The organism is Streptomyces telluris, from assembly GCF_024519335.1.
In the GTDB taxonomy this organism is placed as follows: domain Bacteria; phylum Actinomycetota; class Actinomycetes; order Streptomycetales; family Streptomycetaceae; genus Streptomyces; species Streptomyces telluris.
This window is the reverse complement of sequence record NZ_JANIID010000002.1, coordinates 160,720-184,161: the sequence shown is the minus strand read 5'-3', so window position 1 is coordinate 184,161 and position 23,442 is coordinate 160,720. Positions and strand designations below refer to the sequence as shown.

Genomic DNA, 23,442 nt, shown 5'->3' with positions numbered 1-23,442 from the left:
AGCTCGCGGTCCGCCACACACAAAGGTGAAGGACACGCACTCATGACGACGCCCACGATCGAGCTCAAGCCCTCTTCGCACCCGCTGTCGGACGCGGAGCGGGAGCAGATCCTGGCCAACCCCGGCTTCGGCCGCCACTTCACCGACCACATGGTCACGATCAAGTGGACGGAAGGCCGGGGCTGGCACGACGGCCAGCTCGTTCCGTACGCGCCGCTGTCGATCGACCCGGCGAACATGACGCTGCACTACGCGCAGACGATCTTCGAGGGCGCCAAGGCGTACCGCCAGCCCGACGGCTCCGTGGCCATCTTCCGGCCGGAGGAGAACGCCCGCCGCCTGCAGGCCTCCGCCCGCCGCCTGGCCATGCCCGAACTGCCCGTCGAGACCTTCATCGAGGCGTGCGACGCCCTGGTGAAGCAGGACAACGCCTGGGTGCCCGGTTCCGGCGAGGCCTCGCTGTACCTGCGCCCGTTCATGTTCGCGACCGAGGTGGGCCTGGGCGTCCGCCCGGCCAACGAGTACATGTTCGTGGTCATCGCCTCGCCCGCCGGCGCCTACTTCCCCGGCGGTGTGAAGCCGGTCTCGGTGTGGCTGAGCGAGGAGTACGTGCGCGCGTGCCCCGGCGGCACCGGCGCCGCCAAGGCCGGCGGCAACTACGCGGCCTCCCTCGTCGCCCAGGCCCAGGCCATGGAGCACGGCTGCGACCAGGTCGTCTGGCTGGACGCCATCGAGCGCCGCTGGATCGAGGAAATGGGCGGCATGAACCTGTACTTCGTGTACGGAGACAAGATCGTCACCCCCGAGCTCACCGGCTCGCTCCTCCCCGGCATCACCCGCGCCTCGCTGATGACGATCGCCGCCGACCTCGGCTACGAGGTCGCCGAGGGCCGCATCTCCGTGGACGACTGGAAGAACGGCTGCACCGACGGCACCCTCACCGAGGTCTTCGCCTGCGGCACCGCCGCCGTCATCACCCCGGTCGGCACCGTGAAGTCGGCCCGTGACGGCTGGACGGTCGCCGACGGCCGGCCGGGCGAGGTCACGATGAAGCTCCGCAAGGCGCTCCTCGACATCCAGACCGGCGCCGCCGAGGACACCCACGGCTGGATGCACCCCCTGGGCTGAGCCACGTACGCGTGCTCGCGTGCGTTGCGCCGTGAACGCAACGCACGCAAGTACTCATGATCGTTGCCGCCCGGACCCTTGTCCGGCCCCGTGCGTTCCGCCACCGTGATCGACCATGGGACAGCACTGGAAGAAGATCTGGGTCGGTTCGGCCGGCAACATGGTCGAGTGGTTCGACTGGTTCGTCTACGCGTCGTTCGCGACGTACTTCGCGGGCGCCTTCTTCCCCGCGGGCAACGACACCGCGAAGCTGATGAACACCGCCGGCATCTTCGCCGTCGGCTTCTTCATGCGCCCCGTGGGTGGCTGGCTGCTCGGCCGGATCGGTGACCGCAAGGGCCGCAAGGCGGCGCTCACGACGACCGTCACCCTGATGTCCGCCTCCGCCGTGCTCATCGCGGTCGCCCCGACCTACGCGGTCGCCGGCTACGGCGGCGTCGCCGTCCTCCTCGTCGCCCGGCTGCTGCAGGGCCTGTCGGTGGGAGGGGAGTACGCGGCCAGCGCCACGTACCTGACGGAGGCCTCCGCGCCGGGCCGCCGCGGCTTCGCCTCCAGCTTCCAGTACGTCTCCATGACGGCGGGGCAGATCCTCGGCCTGGGGCTGCAGATCGTGCTGCAGCACACGCTCTCCAGCAGTGAGCTGCACAGCTGGGGCTGGCGCATCCCCTTCATCGTGGGCGCGCTCGGGGCGGCCGTCATCTTCTACCTCCGGCGCAACATGCTGGAGACGGAGGCGTACACGGAGGCCACCGCGGAGACCGCCGGGGAAGGCGCCGGGGAGAGCGCCGCGCAGGCGGCGGAGCGCGGCACCATCCGCGCCCTCATGCGGCACAAGCGCGAGGCCTTCCTCGTCATCGCCCTCACCATGGGCGGCACCGTCGCGTACTACACGTACACGACCTACCTGACGAAGTACCTCTCCAACAGCGCGGGCCTGCCCAAGCAGACCGCCACCCTGGTCAGCTTCTGCGCGCTGATCGTCTTCGCCTGTCTGCAGCCCCTCGCGGGCGCCCTCTCCGACCGCATCGGCCGCCGCCCCCTGCTGATCACCTTCGCGGTGGGCTCGACCTTCCTGACCGTGCCGATCATGACGCTGCTCAAGCACGCCGGCTCGTTCTGGCCGGCCCTCGGCCTGTCCCTGCTCGCCCTGGTCGTCGTCACCGGCTACACCTCGATCAACGCCTGCGTGAAGGCCGAGCTGTTCCCGACGGGCATCCGCTCGCTGGGCGTCGCCCTGCCGTACGCGATCGCCAACGCGCTCTTCGGCGGCACGGCCGAGTACGTGGCCCTGTGGTTCAAGAAGGGCGGCATCGAGTCGGGCTTCTACTGGTACGTGGCGGGCTGCGCCGCGGTGTCGCTGGTCGTCTACCTGACGATGCGGGAGACGCGCGACATCGACCTCAAGCGGGTGGGGGCCGCGCCCGAGGCGCTTCCGGAGACGGACGCGGGCAAGGACGCGGGCAGGGTGCCCGCATCCTGAGACCCGCCCGCACCGCGGGCCCGGCGTGTGCCAGGATGCACCTATGCTCCCGTTCGCCATGATTATTGGCAGCAGGCGCGCCGGTCCGCAGTGACCGCCCCGTACCACCCCGTACGGAGCGGACACCGTCGTCCCAGACCCGCGCGCAGACCTCTCGCACCCGCGAGAGGTTTTTGTGTTTTCCGGACCACCCCACGCCGGAGGACGCAGGGCGAGGGTGAGCATGGGGACGGTGGAACGGGTAATTCCGGTAGACCGACATCCTCACAGGAGTCAGAGCAGCATGACGGACGCAACCGACGGCCCCGACGATCGCTTTCACGTCTTCGACACCACCCTGCGCGACGGCGCGCAGCGCGAGGGCATCAACCTCACCGTCGCGGACAAGCTGACCATCGCCCGGCACCTGGACGACTTCGGCGTCGGCTTCATCGAGGGCGGCTGGCCGGGCGCCAACCCCCGCGACACCGAGTTCTTCCAGCGCGCCCGGGAGGAGATCGGCCTCCGCCACGCGCAGCTCGTCGCCTTCGGCGCGACGCGCAAGGCGGGCGTGCGGGCCGAGGACGACCCGCAGGTCGCCGCGCTGCTCGACTCCGGCGCCCCGGTGATCACCCTCGTCGCCAAGTCCCACGACCGGCACGTCGAACTCGCCCTGCGCACCACCCTCGACGAGAACCTCGCCATGGTGCGGGACACCGTCTCCTACCTGCGCGGGCACGGCCGCCGCGTCTTCGTCGACTGCGAGCACTTCTTCGACGGCCACCGGGCCAACCCGGAGTACGCCCTGCAGGTCGTCCGCACCGCGCACGAGGCGGGCGCCGACGTCGTCGTGCTGTGCGACACCAACGGCGGCATGCTCCCCGCCCAGGTCGGCGCGACCGTGCGGGAGGTCATCGAGGCGACCGGCGCCCGCCTCGGCATCCACGCGCAGGACGACACCGGCTGCGCGGTCGCCAACACCCTCGCCGCCGTGGACGCCGGCGCCACGCACGTGCAGTGCACCGCCAACGGCTACGGCGAGCGCGTCGGCAACGCCAACCTCTTCCCCGTCGTCGCCGCCCTGGAGCTCAAGTACGACCGCCGGGTGCTGCCCGCGGGGGCGCTGGCCGAGATGACGCGCATCTCGCACGCCATCGCCGAGGTCGTCAACCTCACGCCGTCCACGCACCAGCCCTACGTGGGCGTCTCGGCGTTCGCGCACAAGGCCGGCCTGCACGCCTCCGCGATCAAGGTCGACCCGGACCTGTACCAGCACATCGACCCCGAGCGGGTCGGCAACACCATGCGCATGCTGGTCTCCGACATGGCCGGCCGCGCCTCCATCGAGCTCAAGGGCAAGGAGCTGGGCGTCGACCTCGGCGGCGACCGGGAGCTGATCGGCCGCGTCGTGGGGCGGGTCAAGGAGCGCGAACTGGCGGGCTACACCTACGAGGCGGCCGACGCCTCCTTCGAGCTGCTGCTGCGCGAGGAGGCCGAGGGGCGCGCCCGGCGCTACTACCGCGTGGAGTCCTGGCGGGCCATCGCCGAGGACCGGCCGGACGGCATCCACGCCAACGAGGCCACCGTGAAGCTGTGGGCCAAGGGCGAGCGCATCGTCGCCACCGCCGAGGGCAACGGCCCCGTCGACGCCCTGGACCGGGCGCTGCGCGTCGCCCTGGAGCGCATCTATCCGCAGCTGGCCGCGCTCAAGCTGACCGACTACAAGGTGCGCATCCTGGAGGGCGGCCGCGGCACGGGGTCGATCACCCGCGTCCTGGTCTCCACGAGCGACGAGCGCGGCGAGTGGTCGACGGTCGGCGTCGCCGAGAACGTCATCGCCGCCTCGTGGCAGGCGCTCGACGACGCCTACGCGTACGGGCTGCTGCGGGCGGGCGTGGAGCCGCTGGAGTGAGCCGGGCGGCGCGCCCCGGAGCGCGGCCGGGGGCGCGCCGCAGCCGGTGCAGGCGGCACGGGCGTCACAGCCCCTGAGGTGCCAGCCCGGCGCCGAGCAGGTCGTACGCCCGCTCGGCGTCGGCGTGGGCCGCGGCCAGCACGGCATCGGTGACGCTCCCGGCCGAAAGGCGCACCCAATTGTCCCGCGCGAGGACGTGGTGGACGGCGATGACCTGCGTCGCCGCCAGCCGCGCCGTCACCTCGTCCGCCCCCGCCTCCGCCAGGGCCCCGGCCAGCGCCCGTTCGTCCTCGGCGACGTAGTGCACGAGGCGGGCCTGCAGGCTCCGCGTCGAGTAGAGCATGTCCCGGAAGGCCAGCACGGCGGGGACGTCGCACAGTCCCGTGACGGGGTCGCGGGCGTCGAGCCGCGCGTGGAAGTGGGCGCGCAGGGCGGCCAGCGGCGCCGTCCCGGGTTCCCGGTCGCGCACGACGCGGGCCGCCTCCCCCTGGTGGTCGGCGATGCGGTGGAGGGCCAGGTCCTCCTTGGCGGGGAAGTAGCGGAACAGCGTCGGCTTCGACACCTCCGCGGCCGCCGCCACCTCGGCCACCGACACCTGGTCGAAGCCGCGCTCCAGGAAGAGCGCGATGGCGACCTCGGACAGCGTCTGCCGCGTGCGCTGCTTCTTGCGCTCCCGCAGCCCCGTTTCCTCGTTCACGGGGCTCATCCTAGCAGAGCGAGCGTTACTCAGAATCTTTTGTTACTCAGTTGCATTTTCTGCCCGGGCCGTCTTTCATGAGGGCATGACGACGACCAACGCCGCCGAAGCGACGACCACTGCCGCCGTGACCCGTGCAGCCGACGTAACCGACGCATCCGCTGCAACCGACGCATCCGCCGCAACCGATGTCCTGATCGTGGGCGCCGGGCCCACCGGGCTCACCCTCGCCTGCACCCTCGCCCGCGCCGGAGCGGCCGTACGGATCATCGACAAGTCCCCGGAGTTCCACCGCGCCTCGCGCGGCAAGGGCCTCAACCAGCGCAGCCGCGAGTTCTTCTACGACCTCGGCGTGGAGGCCGAGGCCGCCGCCTCGGGCATCGAGCACATCACCCTGCGCAAGTACCGCGACGGCGTCGCGATAGCCGACACCGTCACCTTCGCCGACCGCACGCCGACGCCCGACACCCCGTACGCCAGCGGGCTGATCGTGCCGCAGTGGCGCACCGAGGAGATCCTGCGCGACAAGCTGGCGGAGTACGGCGTGGCGCCCGAACCCGGGTGCGAGCTGGCCGGGTTCACCCAGGGCGCGGACGGCGTCGTCGCGACGCTCGCCGACGGGCGGCGCATCGAGGCCGCCTACCTCGTGGGCTGCGACGGCGGCCACAGCCCCGTGCGCAAGGCCCTGGGCGTGGGTTTCGAGGGCGCGACCGACGCCGAGGAGTGCATGGTGATCGGCGACGTCCGCGCCGACGGGCTCGACCCCGCCTACTGGCACCAGTGGTTCGACGAGGAAGCGGCGGTCCTGCTCTGCCCGTTCCGCGGCAGCGCGCACTGGCAGCTGCAGGGCGTCCCCGAGCGCGATGCCGACGGGCGGCTGACCGCACCGACGCTGGAGTCGTTCCAGCGGCTCGTCGACCGCTGCTCCCGGGACGCCGGCATCCGGCTGTCCGACCCCACCTGGTTCTCCACCTACCGCATCAACGTCCGGATGGCCGACCGCTTCCGCGTCGGCCGGGTCTTCCTCGCCGGGGACGCGGCCCACGTCCACTCCATCGCGGGCGGCCTGGGCATGAACACCGGCATCCAGGACGCCTTCAACCTCGGCTGGAAGCTCGCGCACGTGGTGCTCGGCCGCGCCGCGCCGGGCCTGCTGGACACGTACGAGGAGGAGCGGCTGCCCGTCGCCGCCTGGACGCTGGACCTCACCGACGAGCGGCTGCGCGCCGTGGTCGAGGGCGTGAAGGAGGCGGGCGTCGGCACGGAGGCCGTCATCACGGACGACGTCACCACACTGGGCGTCGGCTACGGCTGGAGCTCGCTGGCATGGGGCGGGGCGAAGGCCGGCGGGCGGGCGCCCGACGCGCCCTGCCGGAACGGCCGGCTCTTCGACGTCTTCGCCGGGCCGCACTTCACGCTGCTCGGCTTCGGCCGGGGGAGCGCGGCGGCGCTCGCGGAGGCGGGGGAGAAGTGCGCGGACCTGCTGCGCACGCACCTCATCGAGGACGGGGACGACCTCGGCGGACACGCCCGCCGGGCGTACGGGGTGGAAGGGGACGGGCTCGTGCTCGTGCGGCCCGACAACCACATCGCGCTGAGCGCGGGTGCGGACCGAGGCGCCGAGGTCGTCGACCGTCTGCTGCGCCTCGGCCGGTGACACCGCACGGGGTCAGGCCTGCGGGGCGGCCTTGACCGCGGAGATGTCGAAGGTCAGCTTCACCTTGTCGCTGACCATCACCCCGCCGGTCTCCAGGGCGGCGTTCCAGGTCAGGCCCCAGTCGGAGCGCAGGATCTCGGCGCCGCCCTCGAAGCCGACGCGCTCGTTGCCGTAGACGTCGGTGGCCGACCCGTTGAACTCCAGGTCGATGGAGAGCGGGCGGGTGACGTCCTTGATGGTGAGGTCGCCGGTGATGCGGTAGCGGTCCCCGCCGAGCTGCTCGGCGGCGGTGGAGCGGAAGCGCATCAGCGGGAAGCGCTCGGCGTCGAAGAAGTCGTCGCCGCGCAGGTGGGCGTCGCGGTCCTTCATGCCGGTGTCGACGCTCGCGATCCGCACGTCGATGGCGGCGGTGGAGCGGGACGGATCGGTGCCGTCCAGGCCGAGGGTGCCCTCGTGCTCGGTGAAGGCGCCCTTGACGTTGGTGACCATGGCGTGGCGGACGGTGAAGCCGATGCTGCTGTGGGCGGGGTCGATGGTGTAGTCGCCGGTCAGGGCGGCCAGCGCGGGGTCGACGGCGCGCGGGGCGGTGGCGGTCGCGCTCTGCTTGCGGCTGAAGAGGCCCATGGTGTGCTCCTTGGCTGAGGTCGTTTCGCTCCGGCCAGATTCGTTGAACGTTCAACTTGACCGTGAAAGAACCGTAACGCGCTCTGGTTGAAAATTCAACATCCCTGTGCGGGTGAATTCCGGCCGACGCCGCCCCGGGGGCATTGCCACGCCCCCGGCCCCGTGCCACGGTGTGCCTCCGGCACCGCCTGCACCGTCCCGCACCACGCGCCCCGGGAGGACCCGCCGTGCTGTCCGGTTCCGCCGCACCCCTGCCGTCCGCCTGGACCCGCAGGGGATTCCTCGCCGCCTCCGTCGCCGGCACCCTCGGCCTCACCGCCGCCACAGCCCCCGCCGCCCGCGCCGACGACGAGGCCGCCTTCGCGGCCCTGCGCACCCGCTGGCGCGGCCTCATGCTCGGCACCGGCTTCGACCCCGCCGCGGAGCCCTACGCCTCCGCCCTGCGCCGCACCGGGGAGCTCGCCCGCACCTACCGCGCCACGCTCGCCCCCGGCCCGGGCTCGCTCTGGCCCGACGCCCCCTTCGACCCGCCCTCCGGCATCACCCGCAGCTACGCCCGCCTGCACGCCATGGCCCAGGCCCACGCCCAGCCCGGCACGGGGCTGACCGGCGACGCGGCCCTGGCCGCCGACACCCTCGCCGGGCTCGACCACGTCCACACCCGCGTCTACCACCCCGCCACCACCCGCTACGGCAACTGGTGGGAGTGGCAGATCGGCAGCCCCAGGCTCCTCCTCGACAGCCTCACCCTCCTGTACGACGAGGCCGGCGCCGCACGGCGCACCGCCTTCCTCGCCGCCGTCGACCACTTCGTCCCCGACGCGATGCTCGGCGACTACACCGGCACCAGCACCGGAGCCAACCGCGTCGACCTGTGCCGCGTCGTCGCCCTCCGCGGCATCCTCGGCGCCTCCGCCGCCAAGACCGCCCTCGCCCGCGACGCCCTCTCGCCCGTCCTCCCCTACGTGACCCGCGGCGACGGCCTCTACGCCGACGGCTCCTTCGTCCAGCACACCCGCGTCGCCTACTCCGGCACCTACGGCCAGGTGCTGCTCGACGGACTCGGCCGGCTCCTCGCCCTGCTGCGCGGCTCCCCCTGGGAGATCACCGACCCGGCCCGGCGGACGGTCTACGACAGCGTCGAGAACGCGTACGCCCCCCTCGTCCACGACGGGCTCGTCATGGACAGCGTCTCCGGCCGCGCCGTCAGCCGCGGCCTGCAGAGCGCCGACCCCGGCCGGCAGCAGCAGAGCGACCACCAGCGCGGCCACGCCCTCATCGCCGCCGTCGCCCTCCTCGCCAGCAGCGCGACCCCGGCCGAACGCGCCCGCTGGCACGCGATGATCAAGGGCTGGGCCGCCCGCGACACCACCCTCCCGCTGCTCACCGACCCCTCGCTCGGCGTCGCCGACCTCGCCCGCCTCGCCGCCGCCTGCGCCGCCCCCGTGCCCACCGCACCCGCCCCCGTGGGGCACCGCCTCTTCCCCGCCATGGACCGCGCCGTGCACCGCCGCCCCCGCTGGACGGCCAATCTCGCCATGGCCTCCGACCGCATCGCCCACTACGAGAACGGCAACGGTGAGCACCCGCGCGGCTGGCACACCGGCGCCGGAATGCTCTACTGGTGGCGCGCGGGCGACGGCGCCCCGTACACCGACGCCTTCTGGCCCACCGCCGACCCCTACCGGATGCCCGGCACCACCGCCTCCGCCAAGCGGCTCGCCGCCGGCGAAGGCGGCGCATGGGGCGAGCCCCGGCCCGACGTGCGCTGGGTCGGGGGAGTGACGGACGGCGAGTTCGCCGTCGCCGGCCAGCACCTCAAGGGGCTCTCCTCCACCCTGGAGGCCCGCAAGGTGTGGATCTTCGCCGCGGACGCCGTCGTCTGCCTGGGCGCCGGCATCACCGCGCGCGACGGCACCCCGGTCGGCACGACCGTCGAGCACCGCAACCTCGGCGCGCACGGGGCCCCCGCCCTCCTCGTCGACGGCGCGCCCCAGCCCGTCGCCGACGGCTGGAGCGCCCGCTACGAGGCCGCCCGCTGGATCCACCTCGAAGGCCACGGCGGCTACGTCCTCCCCGGCGGCGCCCCGCTCCACGCCCTGCGCGAGGCCCGCACCGGCGCCTGGCGCGACATCAACGCCGGCGGCGCCCCCGGCCCCCTCACCCGGCGCTACCTCACCCTCTGGCACCCCCACGGCACCGACCCCGACGACGCCGCCTACGCCTACCTCCTCATGCCCGGCGCGGGGCCCCGCGCCGTGGCCGCCCGCGCCGAGGACGACGCCTGGCTCGCCCTCCTCGCCAACACCGCCGCCTGCCAGGCCGCGCACCTGCCCGCCCTCGGCCTCACCGCCGCCGCCTTCTGGGCCCCCGGCGCCGCCGGCCCCCTCGCGGTCACGGCCCCCGCCGCCGTACTCGTCCGCGACCGCGGCCGGACCGCTACCCTCCATATGGCCGAACCGGTCCGGACCGGAATGCCCTTCGAGGTCGCCTGGGACCGCCCCGTGCGCCGGGTGACGGCGCGCGACGCCACGGTGCGCGTCCTGTCGACAGGCGACAGCCTCCGGCTGCGCGTCACCCCCGGCACCGCCTGCGCCCCCCACCGCTGCACCGTGACCCTGGAATGACCCGGTGTGACGCCGTCCGGGGCCGCGGACCCGTCAAGTTCGCCAGCCTACGGGTCAGAGGCAAGAGTTTTGTTGAACGTCTACAACCTCACCCCCCTATAGGGGGGACCCCTACTCCCGGCGGCTGCGCGGCTCTGTGCCGCCTGCCCACCAAAAGGCACATGACGTTGTATGGAAACGACATGAGTCCTGGGCGTCCTCGCCACGTACCGTCTATGCATGAGCAATCTCGAAGGTGCGCCCGTAGAGGCGAGTGACGTCCGTGGGCGCGTCGCCGAGCTGCACGCCATTCGCGAGCAGGTTCGGCGTGGTCCGAGCGAGCGGGCGACCCAGGCCCAGAAGGCCAAGGGGAAGCTGACTGCCCGGGAGCGTATCGACCTCCTGCTGGACGAAGGGTCCTTCTCGGAGGTGGAGCCGCTGCGCCGGCACCGCGCCTCGGGGTTCGGACTGGAGAGCAAGAAGCCCTACACCGACGGTGTGATCACCGGCTGGGGCACGGTGCACGGCCGCACCGTGTTCGTCTACGCGCACGACTTCCGGATCTTCGGCGGCGCGCTGGGCGAGGCCCACGCCACCAAGATCCACAAGATCATGGACATGGCCATCGCCGCCGGCGCGCCCCTGGTGTCGCTGAACGACGGTGCCGGTGCCCGTATCCAGGAGGGCGTCTCCGCCCTGGCCGGCTACGGCGGCATCTTCCAGCGCAACACCAAGGCCTCCGGCGTCATCCCGCAGATCTCCGTGATGCTCGGCCCCTGCGCGGGCGGCGCGGCCTACTCGCCGGCCCTGACCGACTTCGTGTTCATGGTCCGCGAGACCTCGCAGATGTTCATCACCGGCCCCGACGTCGTCCGCGCCGTCACCGGTGAGGAGATCACCCAGAACGGCCTCGGCGGCGCGGACGTGCACGCCGAGACCTCGGGCGTCGCGCACTTCGCGTACGACGACGAGGAGACCTGCCTGGAGGAGGTCCGCTACCTCCTCTCGCTGCTGCCGCAGAACAACCGCGAGAACCCGCCGCGCGTGGCGAGCGAGGACCCCGCCGACCGGCTGGGCGAGGCCCTGCTGGACCTGGTGCCCGCCGACGGCAACCGCCCGTACGACATGCGCAAGGTCATCGAGGAGATCGTCGACGAGGGCGAGTACCTGGAGGTCCACGAGCGCTGGGCCACCAACATCATCTGCTCCCTGGCCCGGCTGGACGGCCAGGTCGTCGGCATCGTCGCCAACCAGCCCCAGTCGCTGGCCGGCGTCCTCGACATCGAGGCCAGCGAGAAGGCCGCGCGCTTCATCCAGATGTGCGACGCCTTCAATATTCCGATCATCACTCTTCTGGACGTCCCCGGCTTCCTCCCGGGCGTCGACCAGGAGCACGGTGGAATCATCCGCCACGGCGCCAAGCTGCTGTACGCCTACTGCAACGCCACGGTGCCGCGCATCTCGGTCATCCTGCGCAAGGCCTACGGCGGCGCGTACATCGTCATGGACTCGCAGTCCATCGGCGCGGACCTGACCTACGCCTGGCCGACCAACGAGATCGCGGTGATGGGCGCCGAGGGCGCCGCCAACGTGATCTTCCGCAAGCAGATCGCCGAGGCGGACGACCCCGAGGCGATGCGGGCGCGCATGGTCAAGGAGTACAAGGCCGAGCTGATGCACCCGTACTACGCCGCCGAGCGCGGACTGATCGACGACGTGATCGACCCCGTCGAGACCCGGCAGGTGCTGATCCGCTCGCTGGCCATGCTGGCCACGAAGCACGCCGACCTGCCCTCCCGCAAGCACGGCAACCCGCCCCAGTAAGGGAGACACGCATGAACGACACGCTGGTACGCGTGGAGAAGGGCACGGCGGACGCCGAGGAGCTCGCGGCCGTCACCGCCGTCCTCCTCGCCCGCGCCGCCGCCACCAAGAACCACGCGGCGCCGCCCCGCCCGCGCCGCTCGACGGCCGTCTGGCGCCGCCTGGAGCGCACGCCGGGCTTCCGGGCGCCGCACAGCTGGCAGGGCTAGTACCCGCTTCACCACGCCGGACGGGCTTGATTCCGCTGAGACAGCGGAATCAAGCCCGTCCGGCGTTGAGCGCGGTCATCCGGGAAGGCATACGCAGAAGGCCCCCGCACACACTCCGTGAGGAGCGTGGTGCGGGGACCTCGTCGCGTCGGTGCGACCGACGCCTCACCGAAGGCGCGCCATCAGGGCGTGCTCGACCAGGGTGATCAGCGCGCTCTTCGCCTCGTTGCGGTGGCGGGCGTCCGTGGTGATGATCGGCGCGTCGGGGCCGATCTGCAGCGCCTCGCGGACCTCGTCCGGCGTGTAGGGCTGGTGTCCGTCGAAGCCGTTGAGGGCGATGACGAAGGGCAGGCCGCTGTTCTCGAAGTAGTCGACGGCGGGGAAGCAGTCGGCGAGGCGGCGGGTGTCGACGAGGACGACGGCGCCGATGGCGCCGCGGACCAGGTCGTCCCACATGAACCAGAAGCGGTCCTGACCGGGGGTACCGAACAGGTACAGGATCAGGTCCTGGTCCAGGGTGATGCGGCCGAAGTCCATGGCCACGGTCGTCGTGGTCTTGTCCGGCGCGTGGGTGAGGTCGTCGATGCCCGCCGAGGCGGACGTCATGACGGCTTCGGTCCGCAGCGGGTTGATCTCCGAGACCGCGCCGACGAACGTGGTCTTGCCCACGCCGAAACCGCCCGCCACCACGATCTTCGCGGAGGTGGTGGAGCGGGCTGCCTCGCCGCTAGAGGTTCCGAAGTCCACTGAGCACCCTTTCGAGCAGTGTCACGTCAGGCTGGCCGCCGGCGGACTCGTCGCCGCCGGGCTGATGGATGGCGACGAGTCCGGCCTCCGCCAAGTCGGCGACGAGGATTCGGGCGACGCCGAGGGGAATGGTGAGAAGTGCCGAGATCTCGGCGACCGACTTGATCTCGCGGCACAGGTGGCAGATGCGCTGGTGTTCCGGCAACTGCCCTTGGAGCTGGGCCGGCTGGGCCGTGGTGTGCACCAGCGCCTCGATGGCGAGCTGGTAGCGCGGCCGGGTCCGGCCGCCGGTCATTGCGTAGGGGCGGACCAGCGGGTTGTTCCGCTTGCCGCCGGAAGGGGACGAGGACGCCCTGCGGTGCGACGTCTGTGGTACTTGCGGGGGCCGTGCCGGCTCCGCCTGCGCACGCTGGCTTGGTGCGGAGGGGAAATTGAAGCGGTTCAGCGGAGGCTGAGCCTGCTGGTCATTGCCGTACGGGTAACCGCCGGGGGGCGTTGCCACGTCTCCTCCTCAACGTGCCTGTCTGCTGCTGGTCGCGCCACCGCACCCTATGGCGCGGTGGCGCGAAACGCACTGCCTCTTTGCTAGTTGAGAAGGCTCCCCTGCAGTTCGGCGCGGAGGTCCGGGGTGAGGACGTTGCCCGCGCGGTCGACGAGGAGGGCCATCTCGTAGCCGACGAGGCCGATGTCGCACTCGGGGTGCGCCAGCACGGCGAGGGAGGAGCCGTCGGAGATGGACATGATGAAGAGGAAGCCTCGTTCCATCTCCACCACGGTCTGGTTGACGGCGCCGCCTTCGAAGATGCGGGAGGCTCCGGCGGTCAGCGAGGTCAGGCCGGAGGCGACGGCCGCCAGCTGGTCGGCGCGGTCCCTCGGGAACCCTTCGGACATCGCCAGAAGGAGTCCGTCGGCGGAGACCACGACGGTGTGGGACACCCCTGGGGTGTTCTCCACGAAACTGGTGATCAACCAGTTCAGGTTCTGCGCCGCCTGGCTCATCGGGCTCACACTAACGCTCCTGATCGTAGGTGCCGCCGGGGCCGAAGCCCTGGTCGTGTTGCTCATGCTGCTCATGTGTGGTGGCCGAACCGCTGTCGGTCCCCACGGTGCGCCCCTGCTGGACACCGCGACGCAGGTTGCTGAGCCTGCCGCGTATGTCCTCCGGGGCACGGGAAATCTGGGAACCGCCCTGCGGCGTCTGCGCCGCCTTGCCCTCGATCAGATTGGCCTTGGGCACTCGGCGGGGCAGTCCGGAGGGGGTCACTCCGCCGGCCTTCGGGTCCCGGAGCTGCTCGGCACGGTGCCAGCGCTCGTCGTTCTCCGATCGCCAGTCGGGGCTTTCACCCTCGTGAGGCTGCTGTAGGTCCTGCTGGGGCTGCTCCGGTTCGCCGGCCCCCACGGCCTCTTCGACAGACTCGGACTGCTGCCACTGCGTCGCGCGTCGCGGCAGACCGGACCCGGTCAGCGAGTGGGAGCCGCTCGTAGAGGGGCCCGGACGGTCGAACTCTACGCGCTCGGGCTGCGCCGTGTCAGCGGGCGGCAGTGATTCCGAATCCGCTCCGTAACCCTGCGGGCCGCCGTCCTGGTACGCACCGGGCTGCTGCCACACGTCGTTGCGGGTCGGGACCTCGGGCTCGGCGTACGCCTGCTGCTGCGGGTAACCGGCCTCCGCGTAGCCCTGCTCGGCATAGCCCTGCTCGGCGTAGCCGGAGTCCGGGTAGCCGTGCTGCGGCTGCTGCTGCTCGTAGGACTGCTCGTACGGCTGCTCGGGCAGCGCCGGGAACTCCTCGGTCCGGTGCGGGCCCTGCTGGTCGTACTGCTGCTGGTCGTACGCCGGCTGCTGCTCGTGCTGCTGCGGCACCTCGTCGCGGAACAGCGGGCGGTTGTCCGCGGCCGCCTCCAGCGCCGCACGCCGCTCCTCACGGAGCCGGGAGCGGTTCACCGGGTCCAGCGTGGCGCCCGGGGCGCCCTGCTGCGGCTGCTCGTAGCGGGAGTCGTCGAAGCCGAGCTCCGCCGCGGTCCGCATGCGGTTCACGGCGCCGGCGTTGGCACCGGGCTGGGCGCCGGGGCCCGCCTGCTGCTGGCCCGGGACCATCTGGGAGACGGTGAAGTCGTCGCCGGACAGCTCGTCCTCGCCACCGCCACCGTGCGTGATCCGGTCCGGCAGCATGACCAGGGAGGTCGTGCCGGCCTGCTCGCCCGAGGGGCGCAGCTGGACGCGGATGCCGTGGCGCGTCGCCAGACGGCCGACCACGAACAGGCCCATGCGCTGGGAGATCGTGGCGTCCACGGTCGGCGGGTTGGCCAGCTTGTGGTTGATGTCCGCGAAGTCCTCGGCGGTCAGGCCGATGCCCTTGTCGTGGATCTCGACCATCACGCGGCCGTCGGGCAGCCGCGTCGCGGTGACCCGGACCTTGGTGTGCGGGGAGGAGAACGAGGTCGCGTTCTCCAGCAGCTCGGCCAGGAGGTGCACGAGGTCGGTCACGGCGAGGCCGTGGATCTCGGCGTCCGGGACGCCCGAGAGCTCGATGCGCTCGTAGGCCTCCACCTCGGAGGAGGCGGCGCGCAGCACGTCCACCAGCGGGACCGGCTGGTCCCAGCGGCGGCCGGGCTCCTCGCCGGCGAGGACCAGGAGGTTCTCGCCGTTGCGGCGCATACGGGTGGCCAGGTGGTCCAGGCGGAAGAGGTTCTCCAGCTGGTCCGGGTCCGCCTCGTGCTCCTCGAGCTCGGTGATCAGGTTCAGCTGACCCTCGATGAGGCTCTGGTTGCGGCGCGAGAGGTTGGTGAAGATCGCGTTGACGTTGCCACGGAGCAGGGCCTGCTCGGCGGCGAGCCGGACGGCCTCGCGGTGGACCTGGTCGAAGGCGCGGGCGACCTCGCCGATCTCGTCCCGGGTGGTGATCGGGATCGGCTGGACCCGGGTGTCGACCCGGCCCGGGTCGGTCCGCGACAGCTGGTCGACCAGCGCGGGCAGGCGCTGCTCGGCCACGTCGAAGGCGGCGCGGCGCAGGCGGCGCATGCTGCGGCTCATGGAGCGGGCCATCATGCCGGCCACGAAGAAGGCGAGCAGCAGGGCCACGACCATGACCGAGCCGTTGAGGATCGCGTCGCGCTGGGCGTCGGAGGAGATCTTCTCGGCCTCGTTCACCGCCTTGTCGGTGAGGTAGACCTCGACCGAGCGGTAGGCGTCGAACTTCGCCGTGGCGGCGTCCTGCCAGCCGGCCACGGTGATGCCCGCGGCCTCAAGCTGTTCCTTGGTCTTGCCCGCCATGATCGCGTTGGCGATCTTCTCCTGCTCCGACGACTTCGCCTTGGTGGCGATGGCGTCGTTGAGCCGGCTGATGTCGTCCTCGGTGCCGCTCGCGTCGTACTCGGCGCGGGCGATGTACTCGAGGAAGTAGTAGGAGGAGAAGGACGTGCGCTGGAGCTGCTGCTCCTTGGGGTCCTTGGCCGGCTTGACCAGCAGGTGGGTACCGATCGAGCGGTCGAGCGACTCGGCGGCCTTGGCCAGGGAGACGGCGTAGACCATGCGGCCGTAGGAGACGACGTTCTCGTTGCCCAGGCCCGAGCCCAGCTCGTTGGCGAAGGCCATGAGCGGGCGCTGGATGGCGCCGTAGCCGTCCTCGGTCTGCACGCCGGTCATCGCGGGCGTGTAGGCGCTCTTGCGCAGCTTGGGCAGCGTGCCCTCCGCCTCGCGGAAGAGCTTCATGCGGCGGCGCAGGCCCGCGGTGTCCGGCATGTCCTTGACGGTCTTGTCGAACTCGGCGCGGGCGGCGTCCGTGGCGTCCCGGGTCTTCTTGATGACCGGGTCGTCGGGGTTGTTCTGCAGGAGCGGCTGAGCCGTCAGGTCGCGCTCGTCGATCACCGCGTGGGCGTAGGTGGCCGCGGCGCGCACCACTCGCGCGGTGTTCGCGGCGTCCTTGGCCTGCTCCCAGGTGTCGACCTGCTCCTTGACGTGCAGGCCACCGACCACGACGGCCACGATCACGGGGATCATGAGGATCGCGTTCAGCTTGGCGGGCACCCGCCAGTTGCGGGGGGAGAACCGGCCGCCCGTGCCCCCGGAGGGAGCCGGGGTTTCGGGCACGCTCGAAGCAGGGGAAGGCGAAGGCGGCACCGCTCCGCGCGACGGCGGGGTGAAGTTGCCCCGCTCGTCCTGCGTCTGCTGTGCGGCGCCCGTCTTTCTGCGCGTCACTCGACCAACAACCTCTCGGCGTCGGCACCCGGGTTGTGTGCCGTTTTTCGGCTGAGCCGTTACTGCTCAGTTCCTGGAATTCCAGCACGTCGGGGGTGCGCATTCCAAACAGCGGGGGCTCCCGCCGGGCCACTCGATTTGCCCGACATAAAACGGGCATTAAGAGCGAGCGGCGCCAAATGGCGGGCGAAATGTGCGCACAGTGAAGTCGACCGAACGCGGTGGGTTGCCGCGTCCGGTCGATTCTCTGTCGAAACGTTATGAACTCTGCGTCGGGTCGTGTCCAATGCCACAGCCCCTCCGTAACGTTTCACGCGACGATCTGGGCGATGCGGAAGTTGTCGGCGAAGAGCAGACAAAGGGCCGGTGGAGAACCGGCGGAGAACCGACGAAAAGCTGACGAAGAGCTGACGAAGAGCTGACGAAGAGTTACTTCAGCCGGGCCATCAGGGCGTGCTCGACCAGGGTGATCAGCGCGCTCTTCGCCTCGCCGCGGTGGCGGGCGTCGGTCGTGATGATCGGCGTGTCCGGCCCGATCTGCAGCGCCTCGCGGACCTCTTCGGGGGCGTAGGGCTGGTGTCCGTCGAAGCCGTTGAGGGCGATGACGAAGGGCAGGCCGCTGTTCTCGAAGTAGTCGACGGCGGGGAAGCAGTCGGCGAGGCGGCGGGTGTCGACGAGGACGACGGCGCCGATCGCGCCGCGGACCAGGTCGTCCCACATGAACCAGAAGCGGTCCTGGCCCGGCGTACCGAAGAGATACAGGATGAGATCGTCATCCAGGGTGATACGGCCGAAATCCATCGCCACGGTCGTCGTGGTCTTGTCCTGAACGTGGCTCAGATCGTCGATGCCCGCCGAGGCGGACGTCATGACGGCTTCGGTCCGCAGCGGACTGATTTCCGAGACCGCGCCGACGAACGTGGTCTTGCCCACGCCGAAGCCGCCCGCCACCACGATCTTCGCGGAGGTGGTGGAGCGGCCCGCGCCGCCGCCGGCGACGCCTCCGCTAGAGCTTCCGAAGTCCACTGAGCACCCTTTCGAGCAGTGTCACATCCGGCGTCCCGCCGGACTCGCCGCTGCCGCCCGGCTGGTGGATCGCCACCATGCCGGCCTCCGCCAGGTCCGCGACCAGAATGCGCGCCACGCCGAGCGGCATGTTCAGCAGCGCCGAGACCTCGGCGACCGACTTGACCTCGCGGCACAGGTGGCAGATCCGCTGGTGCTCGGGGAGCAGGCTCCCGAGCACGGCCGGGTCGGCGGTGGAGCTGACCAGCGCCTCGATGGCGAGCTGGTAGCGCGGCCGGGTGCGACCGCCCGTCATGGCGTAGGGGCGGATCAGCGGCTCTTCGCCTTCACTCCCGTACGGCGCGTGATGAGAGGCACCGTACGGGCCGGGCGAGGCGGGCGGGGTCATGAATCCTCCGGACGGGACAGCAGGACTGGCAATAATGCCGTCGAGCGCGGGCCGGTGGGGGGTTTTCGGCCGTACGGTCGGACGGGATCAGCAGGAAACATCGGTCAGTTCAGCAGGCTGCCCTGCAGTTCGGCGCGGAGGTCCGGGGTGAGGACGTTGCCCGCGCGGTCGACGAGGAGGGCCATCTCGTAGCCGACGAGGCCGATGTCGCACTCGGGGTGCGCCAGCACGGCGAGGGAGGAGCCGTCGGAGATGGACATGATGAAGAGGAAGCCTCGTTCCATCTCCACCACGGTCTGGTTGACGGCGCCGCCTTCGAAGATGCGGGAGGCTCCGGCGGTCAGCGAGGTCAGGCCGGAGGCGACGGCCGCCAGCTGGTCGGCGCGGTCCCTCGGGAACCCTTCGGACATCGCCAGAAGGAGTCCGTCGGCGGAGACCACGACGGTGTGGGACACCCCTGGGGTGTTCTCCACGAAACTGGTGATCAACCAGTTCAGGTTCTGCGCCGCCTGGCTCATCGGACTCAACTAACGCTCCTGCTGGTAATCGGTCGGGTCAACGGTGTGGTTGCCCGTGGTCGTGTTGCCGGCCTGACGCCCCTGCTGGATGCCCCGGCGGAGGTTGGTCAGACGGCCGCGCACGTCGTCGGGTGCACGCGAGACCTGCGGGCCGACCTGCTGGATCGGCTGCGTCGTCTGCGCGGCGCCCTCGACGAGGTTCGCCTTGGGGACGCGGCGCGGCAGCCCGGAAGCGGTCTTGCCGCCCGCGGAGGGCTCGCGGACCTGCTCGGCCCGGCGCCACGTCTCGTCGTTGGGGGACTGGCGCCAGTTGTCGGCCGCGGCCTGCTGGGGCTGCTGGGCCGCGGGCGCCTGGCGGGTCTGCGGGACCGGGCGGGCCTGCGACGGCCGGGTCGGCCGGCCGGCCTGCGGGGTCCGGGGGACCGCGCCGAGCGGGCCGCGCTCCGGGTCCTGGAGGGACTGGCGCGGCTGGCGCTTCGGCAGGTTCTGACCGGAAGGCGCGTCCGGGGTCTGCTCCGGCGCGTCGGCCTGACCCTCGCCCGCGGCACCGCGGAACCAGTTGGACTCCAGCTCCTCGAACAGCGGCGAGCTGTGCCCCGACTCACGGAGAGCCGGCCGGGCGAACTGACCGGTGGTGCTGGTCAGCGGGTCGTCGTCGAGCTCCGGCTGAGCGAACTGGCCGGACGTGCTGTTCGGGGGGTCGCCCTGCACGGGGCGGGCGTACTGACCGGACGTGCTGCCGGGTGCCTCGCCGAGGGCGGGGCGGTCGTACTGGCCGGAGGTGCTGTTCGGGGTGTCGCCCTGCACGGGGCGGGCGAACTGGCCGGAGGTGCTGTTCGGGGCGTCGCCCTGCATGGGGCGGGCGAACTGGCCCGACGTGCTGTTCGGCGCGTCACCGCGCTGCGGACGGTCGAACCCGCCCGCGGCGCCCCGGGGCTCCGGAGCCGACCCGATCGCCGGGAACTCGGCGGTGTCGCCCGGCCCGCTCGGCAGAGCGGGGCGCGAGGCGGGGAACTGACCGGTGCCCTCGACGTCCTCGTGACCGCGCGGGCTGTCCTGCGCGGAGCGCGCGGAGCCGCTGCCGGCCACGGGCCAGTCGTCCACGGGGGCGGCGGGCGCCTTCGGGGCCTGGGGCGCGGCAGCGGGCTGCTCGCTGCCCCAGCTCGGGGCCTGACGGGCCGGAAGCTCGCCGGCGCCGTTGCCGCGGCCGGCCTGGCCGGCCTGGCCGGGACGGCCCTGCTGACCGGACTTGCCGGGCTGCTGCTGCTTGCCGCGGCCGCCGCCCTTGCCCGCCTGGGGCGGGGGCGGTACGGCGGCGGGGCCGCCGTTGCCACGGGTCGGCAGCGCGGGGCGGCCGCCGGGGCCCTGGGCGGGCGCACGGTCCGCACCGCCGCGCGGCGCGGCGTCGAAGAGGCTGCCCGCGGCGGGGTTGGCACCGCCACCGGGCGCCGGGGCGGGACGCGTCGGCAGACCGCTGTCGGTCGCACCCTGGCGCGGGGGCAGCGCGGGGCGCTGCTGGCCGGCGGCCGGGGGCACCTGACGGCGCGGCGCGGAGGCGGCGACGCCGGGGTTGCCGCCCGGGGCGCCGGGCGCACCGGTGCCGCCGGCAGGGGGAACGGCGCCGGGCATCGGCTTCTTGCCGCCCTGGGCGACGTCCACCGGCAGCATGACGAGCGCGGTCGTGCCGCCCGAGTCGGACGGACGGAGCTGGATGCGGATGCCGTGTCGCAGGGACAGGCGGCCGACCACGAACAGACCCATGCGGCGCGAGACCGAGACGTCCACGGTCGGCGGGCTGGCGAGCCGCTCGTTGATCGCGGCCAGGTCCTCCTGGGAGAGGCCGATGCCGGTGTCGTGGATCTCGACCAGCACCCGCCCGTCGGGCAGCGCGTGACCGGTGACCTTGACCTTGGTCTGCGGCGAGGAGAACGAGGTCGCGTTCTCGAGCAGCTCGGCGAGGAGGTGCACGAGGTCGTTGACGACGCGGCCGGCGACCTCGGTCGGCGGCACACCGCTCAGCTCGATGCGCTCGTACTGCTCCACCTCGGACGCGGCGGCACGGAGCACGTCGACGAGCGGGACGGGGCGGGTCCAGCGGCGGCCCGGCTCCTCGCCCGCGAGGACGAGGAGGTTTTCGCCGTTACGGCGCATGCGGGTCGCGAGGTGGTCGAGCTTGAACAGCGAGGACAGCTGGTCCGGGTCGGCCTCGCGGCTCTCGAGCTCGGAGATGAGCGAGAGCTGACGCTGGATGAGGCCCTGGCTCCGGCGCGAGAGGTTGGTGAACATCGCGTTGACGTTGCCCCGCAGAAGGGCCTGCTCGGCGGCGAGGCGGACGGCCTCGCGGTGCACGTCGTCGAAGGCCGCGGCCACCTTGCCGATCTCGTCGCGGCTGTGCACGCCGACGGACTCCACGGACGTGTCGACGTCCTGCGGGTCGGTCTCGGACAGCTGCTTGACGAGCTCGGGGAGACGGTCCTGGGCGACCCTCTGGGCGGTGTCCTGCAGACGGCGCAGCGAGCGCACCATGGAGCGGGCCACGACGAAGGCGCCGACGAGCGAGATGCCCAGAACGAGGATGATCAGAACACCGTTGAGGATCGCGTCCTGCTGGGCGTCCTCACGCAGCTCGAGGGCCTTCTGCTCCATCTGGGAGAGCAGGGTCTGCTCGATCTTGGACATCTCGCCGAGCTTGACCGACGCCAGGTCGTACCAGTCCTTGTAGGACTTCGGCTCGTTCTTGAGACCGTCCTGCTTGCTGAGGACGCGGTCGGTGTAGGTCTTCGCGGCCGTGATGTCCGCGTTGCCGCCGGTGATCGCCTGCAGCAGCTGCTGGGAGTCGCCGCCGCGGATGGCGATGAAGCGGCGGATGGCCTCGTTCTCGGCCTCGTACGCCTCGTGGCCGTACTGCTGGTCGTTGCCCGAGAGGTACGGGCCCTTCTTGTTGGCGAGGGCCGCACTGATCACGGCGCGCTGGATCGACGCGTACTCCTTGGCGGCGGAGAACGTCGCCAGCGCACGCGTGCTGGTGATCATTTCGGCGTTGCTGGTCGCCTGGGCCATGTCCTGGGACAGGGAGAGCAGCGCGTTGATCAGGCCGTCGTAGTTGTTGACGGTCCGCGCGATGTACTCGGGCTCGTTCTGGTAGGCGTTCTTGCGGACGTCCTGGATCTTCTTCAGCTGGCGGCTGATGTCGACCAGGGTGGTCTGCACACCGACCATCGTCGGGTCGGTCGGCTTCACGCCCTGGGTGGCCCCGGTGAAGGCGTTGATCGCCTGGTTGGTCTTCTCCTGCGACGCGGCGACCGCGTCGTCGTCGGTCAGACCCTTGGACAGCGGGCCGGCGGACTTGTCGCGCTCCTCCTGGAGCGCGTTGGCCAGCAGGGTCGCGCGACCGGTCATCTCCGTGAGGAGCTTCATGTGGTCGAGCTGCTCGACGTTGTTGAGCGCGTCGTTGATGCGCAGGCCACCCAGCGTCGTCGCGGCGACGACGGGCAGGGCCAGCAGGGATACGAGGCGGGTACTGATGCGCCAGTTGCGCAGGGCTATTCGTGAGCCGGGCCCACCGGGCAGCTTGGCCTTGTTCGTCTTGGCCTTCGCCTTTGACGTGGCCTGCTGGCGGTCTGCGGAACCGTCGCCCGCCGGCCCTTCGGCGGGCGTGCCGCGGTCGTTCGCACCGCGCGGCTCCGGCTCCGCCGCAGCGCTGCCATCCCTCTTGAAACGTCCCTGCACTAGCGTCGCAACCTCTGGACCAGGCGCCCCGCCGGTCGAAGGCGGGACGGTGTCGAGTCGTGGGGGGACCGCGGTTGCCCCCTGGCGGTCCGTGGAATTCCAGCACAGTGCCAGATCTCCAACAAGGCCGGTGCACCGCACCCGCACCGGCATCACGCTCAGTGCCGGAAATCGTCACGGGGCGTAGAGGACCAGGGCCTTTATAAGGGGCATAGATGGGCAAGTCGGCGGGCCGGTGGGGAGGGTCGTCCGGTGTCCCAGATTCCATGATCAGGAGCGGAACGTCAGGTTCAGCCCTGCAATGTCCGTTTCGTGAAAGCCGGAAGGCCGCCCGCTATGCGGCATTTTTCAGTGCTCTCGTGAGCAAACTCACAAGCAAGTCAGGACTTCTCCCGCGGACGCGTGGGGATAGGCGCGCCTAGCCTGTTCCTTTACGCAGGCCGCGAGAACACCCCCCGCGCACCCAGCGCACCACGACACCGCGAGGCAGCAAGTGAAGACCAGCACGACGAAGCTGACGTCCCGGAACGCGACCCCGAAGGCGAACCGCAAGACCGCCAACCCGCGCCGCACGACGCTCGTCCACCTCGACGACAGCGCCTCCCTGCGGATCGCCGAGGCCGTCGCCCACGCCACCGAGCTGCCGCAGGTCACCGCGAACCCGCGCCGCACGGTGCTGATGACGGCCCCCGTCGTCGTCATCCCCCAGGACTGAGCGCCGCT

At 71.6% G+C, this 23,442-nt stretch carries 18 protein-coding genes; 8 read left to right on the top strand and 10 right to left on the bottom strand.

Annotated elements, in window-relative coordinates; genetic code table 11:
* The first annotated feature begins 42 nt into the window (after nt 1-42).
* The 3 genes from NQU55_RS02880 (at nt 43) to cimA (ending at nt 4,499) form a co-directional block, all read left to right on the top strand.
* On the top strand, nt 43-1,128 hold the full coding sequence (locus NQU55_RS02880) for a branched-chain amino acid aminotransferase (RefSeq protein WP_256789567.1): 1,086 nt from the start codon (nt 43-45) through the stop codon (nt 1,126-1,128).
* A gap of 115 nt (nt 1,129-1,243) precedes the next feature.
* Nucleotides 1,244-2,608, top strand: coding sequence for an MFS transporter (locus tag NQU55_RS02875; protein ID WP_168094032.1), 1,365 nt, complete (start codon nt 1,244-1,246; stop codon nt 2,606-2,608).
* Between the two features lie 283 nt (nt 2,609-2,891).
* On the top strand, nt 2,892-4,499 hold the full coding sequence (cimA, locus tag NQU55_RS02870) for a citramalate synthase (RefSeq protein ID WP_168094033.1): 1,608 nt from the start codon (nt 2,892-2,894) through the stop codon (nt 4,497-4,499).
* 64 nt (nt 4,500-4,563) lie between these two features.
* Here the strand turns inward: cimA and NQU55_RS02865 are convergent, their stop codons facing one another.
* Nucleotides 4,564-5,196: a TetR/AcrR family transcriptional regulator gene (locus NQU55_RS02865; protein WP_256789565.1), complete on the bottom strand. Its 633-nt coding sequence runs from the start codon at nt 5,194-5,196 to the stop codon at nt 4,564-4,566.
* An 85-nt stretch (nt 5,197-5,281) separates the two neighbouring features.
* On the opposite strand from NQU55_RS02865, the gene NQU55_RS02860 reads away from it, so the two are divergent.
* Nucleotides 5,282-6,853, top strand: coding sequence for an FAD-dependent monooxygenase (locus NQU55_RS02860; RefSeq protein ID WP_168094035.1), 1,572 nt, complete (start codon nt 5,282-5,284; stop codon nt 6,851-6,853).
* 12 nt (nt 6,854-6,865) lie between these two features.
* Here the strand turns inward: NQU55_RS02860 and NQU55_RS02855 are convergent, their stop codons facing one another.
* Nucleotides 6,866-7,477: a YceI family protein gene (locus NQU55_RS02855; protein ID WP_168094036.1), complete on the bottom strand. Its 612-nt coding sequence runs from the start codon at nt 7,475-7,477 to the stop codon at nt 6,866-6,868.
* 227 nt (nt 7,478-7,704) lie between these two features.
* Between NQU55_RS02855 and NQU55_RS02850 the strand changes: the two genes are divergently transcribed.
* From NQU55_RS02850 to NQU55_RS02840, 3 genes are all read left to right on the top strand, one after another.
* Nucleotides 7,705-10,104 carry a polysaccharide lyase 8 family protein gene (locus NQU55_RS02850; protein ID WP_256789564.1) on the top strand — a complete coding sequence of 800 codons (2,400 nt, stop codon included), beginning with the start codon at nt 7,705-7,707 and terminating at the stop codon, nt 10,102-10,104.
* Nucleotides 10,105-10,323: 219 nt separating this feature from the next.
* On the top strand, nt 10,324-11,907 hold the full coding sequence (locus tag NQU55_RS02845) for an acyl-CoA carboxylase subunit beta (protein ID WP_168094037.1): 1,584 nt from the start codon (nt 10,324-10,326) through the stop codon (nt 11,905-11,907).
* An 11-nt stretch (nt 11,908-11,918) separates the two neighbouring features.
* Nucleotides 11,919-12,116: an acyl-CoA carboxylase subunit epsilon gene (locus NQU55_RS02840; protein ID WP_168094038.1), complete on the top strand. Its 198-nt coding sequence runs from the start codon at nt 11,919-11,921 to the stop codon at nt 12,114-12,116.
* Between the two features lie 165 nt (nt 12,117-12,281).
* Here the strand turns inward: NQU55_RS02840 and NQU55_RS02835 are convergent, their stop codons facing one another.
* The 8 genes from NQU55_RS02835 to NQU55_RS02800 all read right to left on the bottom strand — a co-directional run bounded on the left by NQU55_RS02835 (nt 12,282) and on the right by NQU55_RS02800 (nt 22,719).
* Nucleotides 12,282-12,863 (bottom strand): GTP-binding protein, encoded by a 582-nt coding sequence (locus NQU55_RS02835; protein ID WP_049717346.1) that lies wholly within the window; start codon nt 12,861-12,863, stop codon nt 12,282-12,284.
* Nucleotides 12,844-13,365, bottom strand: coding sequence for a DUF742 domain-containing protein (locus NQU55_RS02830; protein ID WP_168097120.1), 522 nt, complete (start codon nt 13,363-13,365; stop codon nt 12,844-12,846). Before NQU55_RS02830 ends, NQU55_RS02835 begins: the two co-directional genes overlap by 20 nt.
* Nucleotides 13,366-13,448: 83 nt before the next feature.
* Entirely contained in the window at nt 13,449-13,871 is a 423-nt protein-coding gene (locus tag NQU55_RS02825) for a roadblock/LC7 domain-containing protein (RefSeq protein ID WP_049717348.1), read from the bottom strand.
* A 1-nt stretch (nt 13,872) separates the two neighbouring features.
* Nucleotides 13,873-17,058, bottom strand: a complete 3,186-nt coding sequence (locus tag NQU55_RS02820; RefSeq protein ID WP_168096498.1) for a nitrate- and nitrite sensing domain-containing protein — start codon at nt 17,056-17,058, stop codon at nt 13,873-13,875.
* A gap of 429 nt (nt 17,059-17,487) precedes the next feature.
* Nucleotides 17,488-18,084, bottom strand: coding sequence for a GTP-binding protein (locus NQU55_RS02815; protein WP_256789561.1), 597 nt, complete (start codon nt 18,082-18,084; stop codon nt 17,488-17,490).
* Nucleotides 18,065-18,472 (bottom strand): DUF742 domain-containing protein, encoded by a 408-nt coding sequence (locus NQU55_RS02810; protein WP_058046432.1) that lies wholly within the window; start codon nt 18,470-18,472, stop codon nt 18,065-18,067. Before NQU55_RS02810 ends, NQU55_RS02815 begins: the two co-directional genes overlap by 20 nt.
* 104 nt (nt 18,473-18,576) lie before the next feature.
* Nucleotides 18,577-18,999, bottom strand: a complete 423-nt coding sequence (locus tag NQU55_RS02805; protein WP_049717348.1) for a roadblock/LC7 domain-containing protein — start codon at nt 18,997-18,999, stop codon at nt 18,577-18,579.
* Nucleotides 19,000-22,719 (bottom strand): sensor histidine kinase, encoded by a 3,720-nt coding sequence (locus NQU55_RS02800; RefSeq protein ID WP_168095132.1) that lies wholly within the window; start codon nt 22,717-22,719, stop codon nt 19,000-19,002. It abuts the gene before it with no gap.
* A 493-nt stretch (nt 22,720-23,212) separates the two neighbouring features.
* Between NQU55_RS02800 and NQU55_RS02795 the strand changes: the two genes are divergently transcribed.
* Nucleotides 23,213-23,434 carry a hypothetical protein gene (locus tag NQU55_RS02795; protein WP_372504614.1) on the top strand — a complete coding sequence of 74 codons (222 nt, stop codon included), beginning with the start codon at nt 23,213-23,215 and terminating at the stop codon, nt 23,432-23,434.
* Nucleotides 23,435-23,442: the final 8 nt, after the last annotated feature.

What these genes read in the sequence shown, in the direction of transcription:
- NQU55_RS02880 (WP_256789567.1), top strand. Translation starts at nt 43, where the DNA reads ATGACGACGCCCACGATCGAGCTCAAGCCCTCTTCGCACCCGCTGTCG.
- NQU55_RS02875 (WP_168094032.1), top strand. Translation starts at nt 1,244, where the DNA reads ATGGGACAGCACTGGAAGAAGATCTGGGTCGGTTCGGCCGGCAACATG.
- cimA (WP_168094033.1), top strand. Translation starts at nt 2,892, where the DNA reads ATGACGGACGCAACCGACGGCCCCGACGATCGCTTTCACGTCTTCGAC.
- NQU55_RS02860 (WP_168094035.1), top strand. Translation starts at nt 5,282, where the DNA reads ATGACGACGACCAACGCCGCCGAAGCGACGACCACTGCCGCCGTGACC.
- NQU55_RS02855 (WP_168094036.1), bottom strand. Translation starts at nt 7,477, where the DNA reads ATGGGCCTCTTCAGCCGCAAGCAGAGCGCGACCGCCACCGCCCCGCGC.
- NQU55_RS02845 (WP_168094037.1), top strand. Translation starts at nt 10,324, where the DNA reads ATGAGCAATCTCGAAGGTGCGCCCGTAGAGGCGAGTGACGTCCGTGGG.
- NQU55_RS02840 (WP_168094038.1), top strand. Translation starts at nt 11,919, where the DNA reads ATGAACGACACGCTGGTACGCGTGGAGAAGGGCACGGCGGACGCCGAG.
- NQU55_RS02810 (WP_058046432.1), bottom strand. Translation starts at nt 18,472, where the DNA reads ATGACCCCGCCCGCCTCGCCCGGCCCGTACGGTGCCTCTCATCACGCG.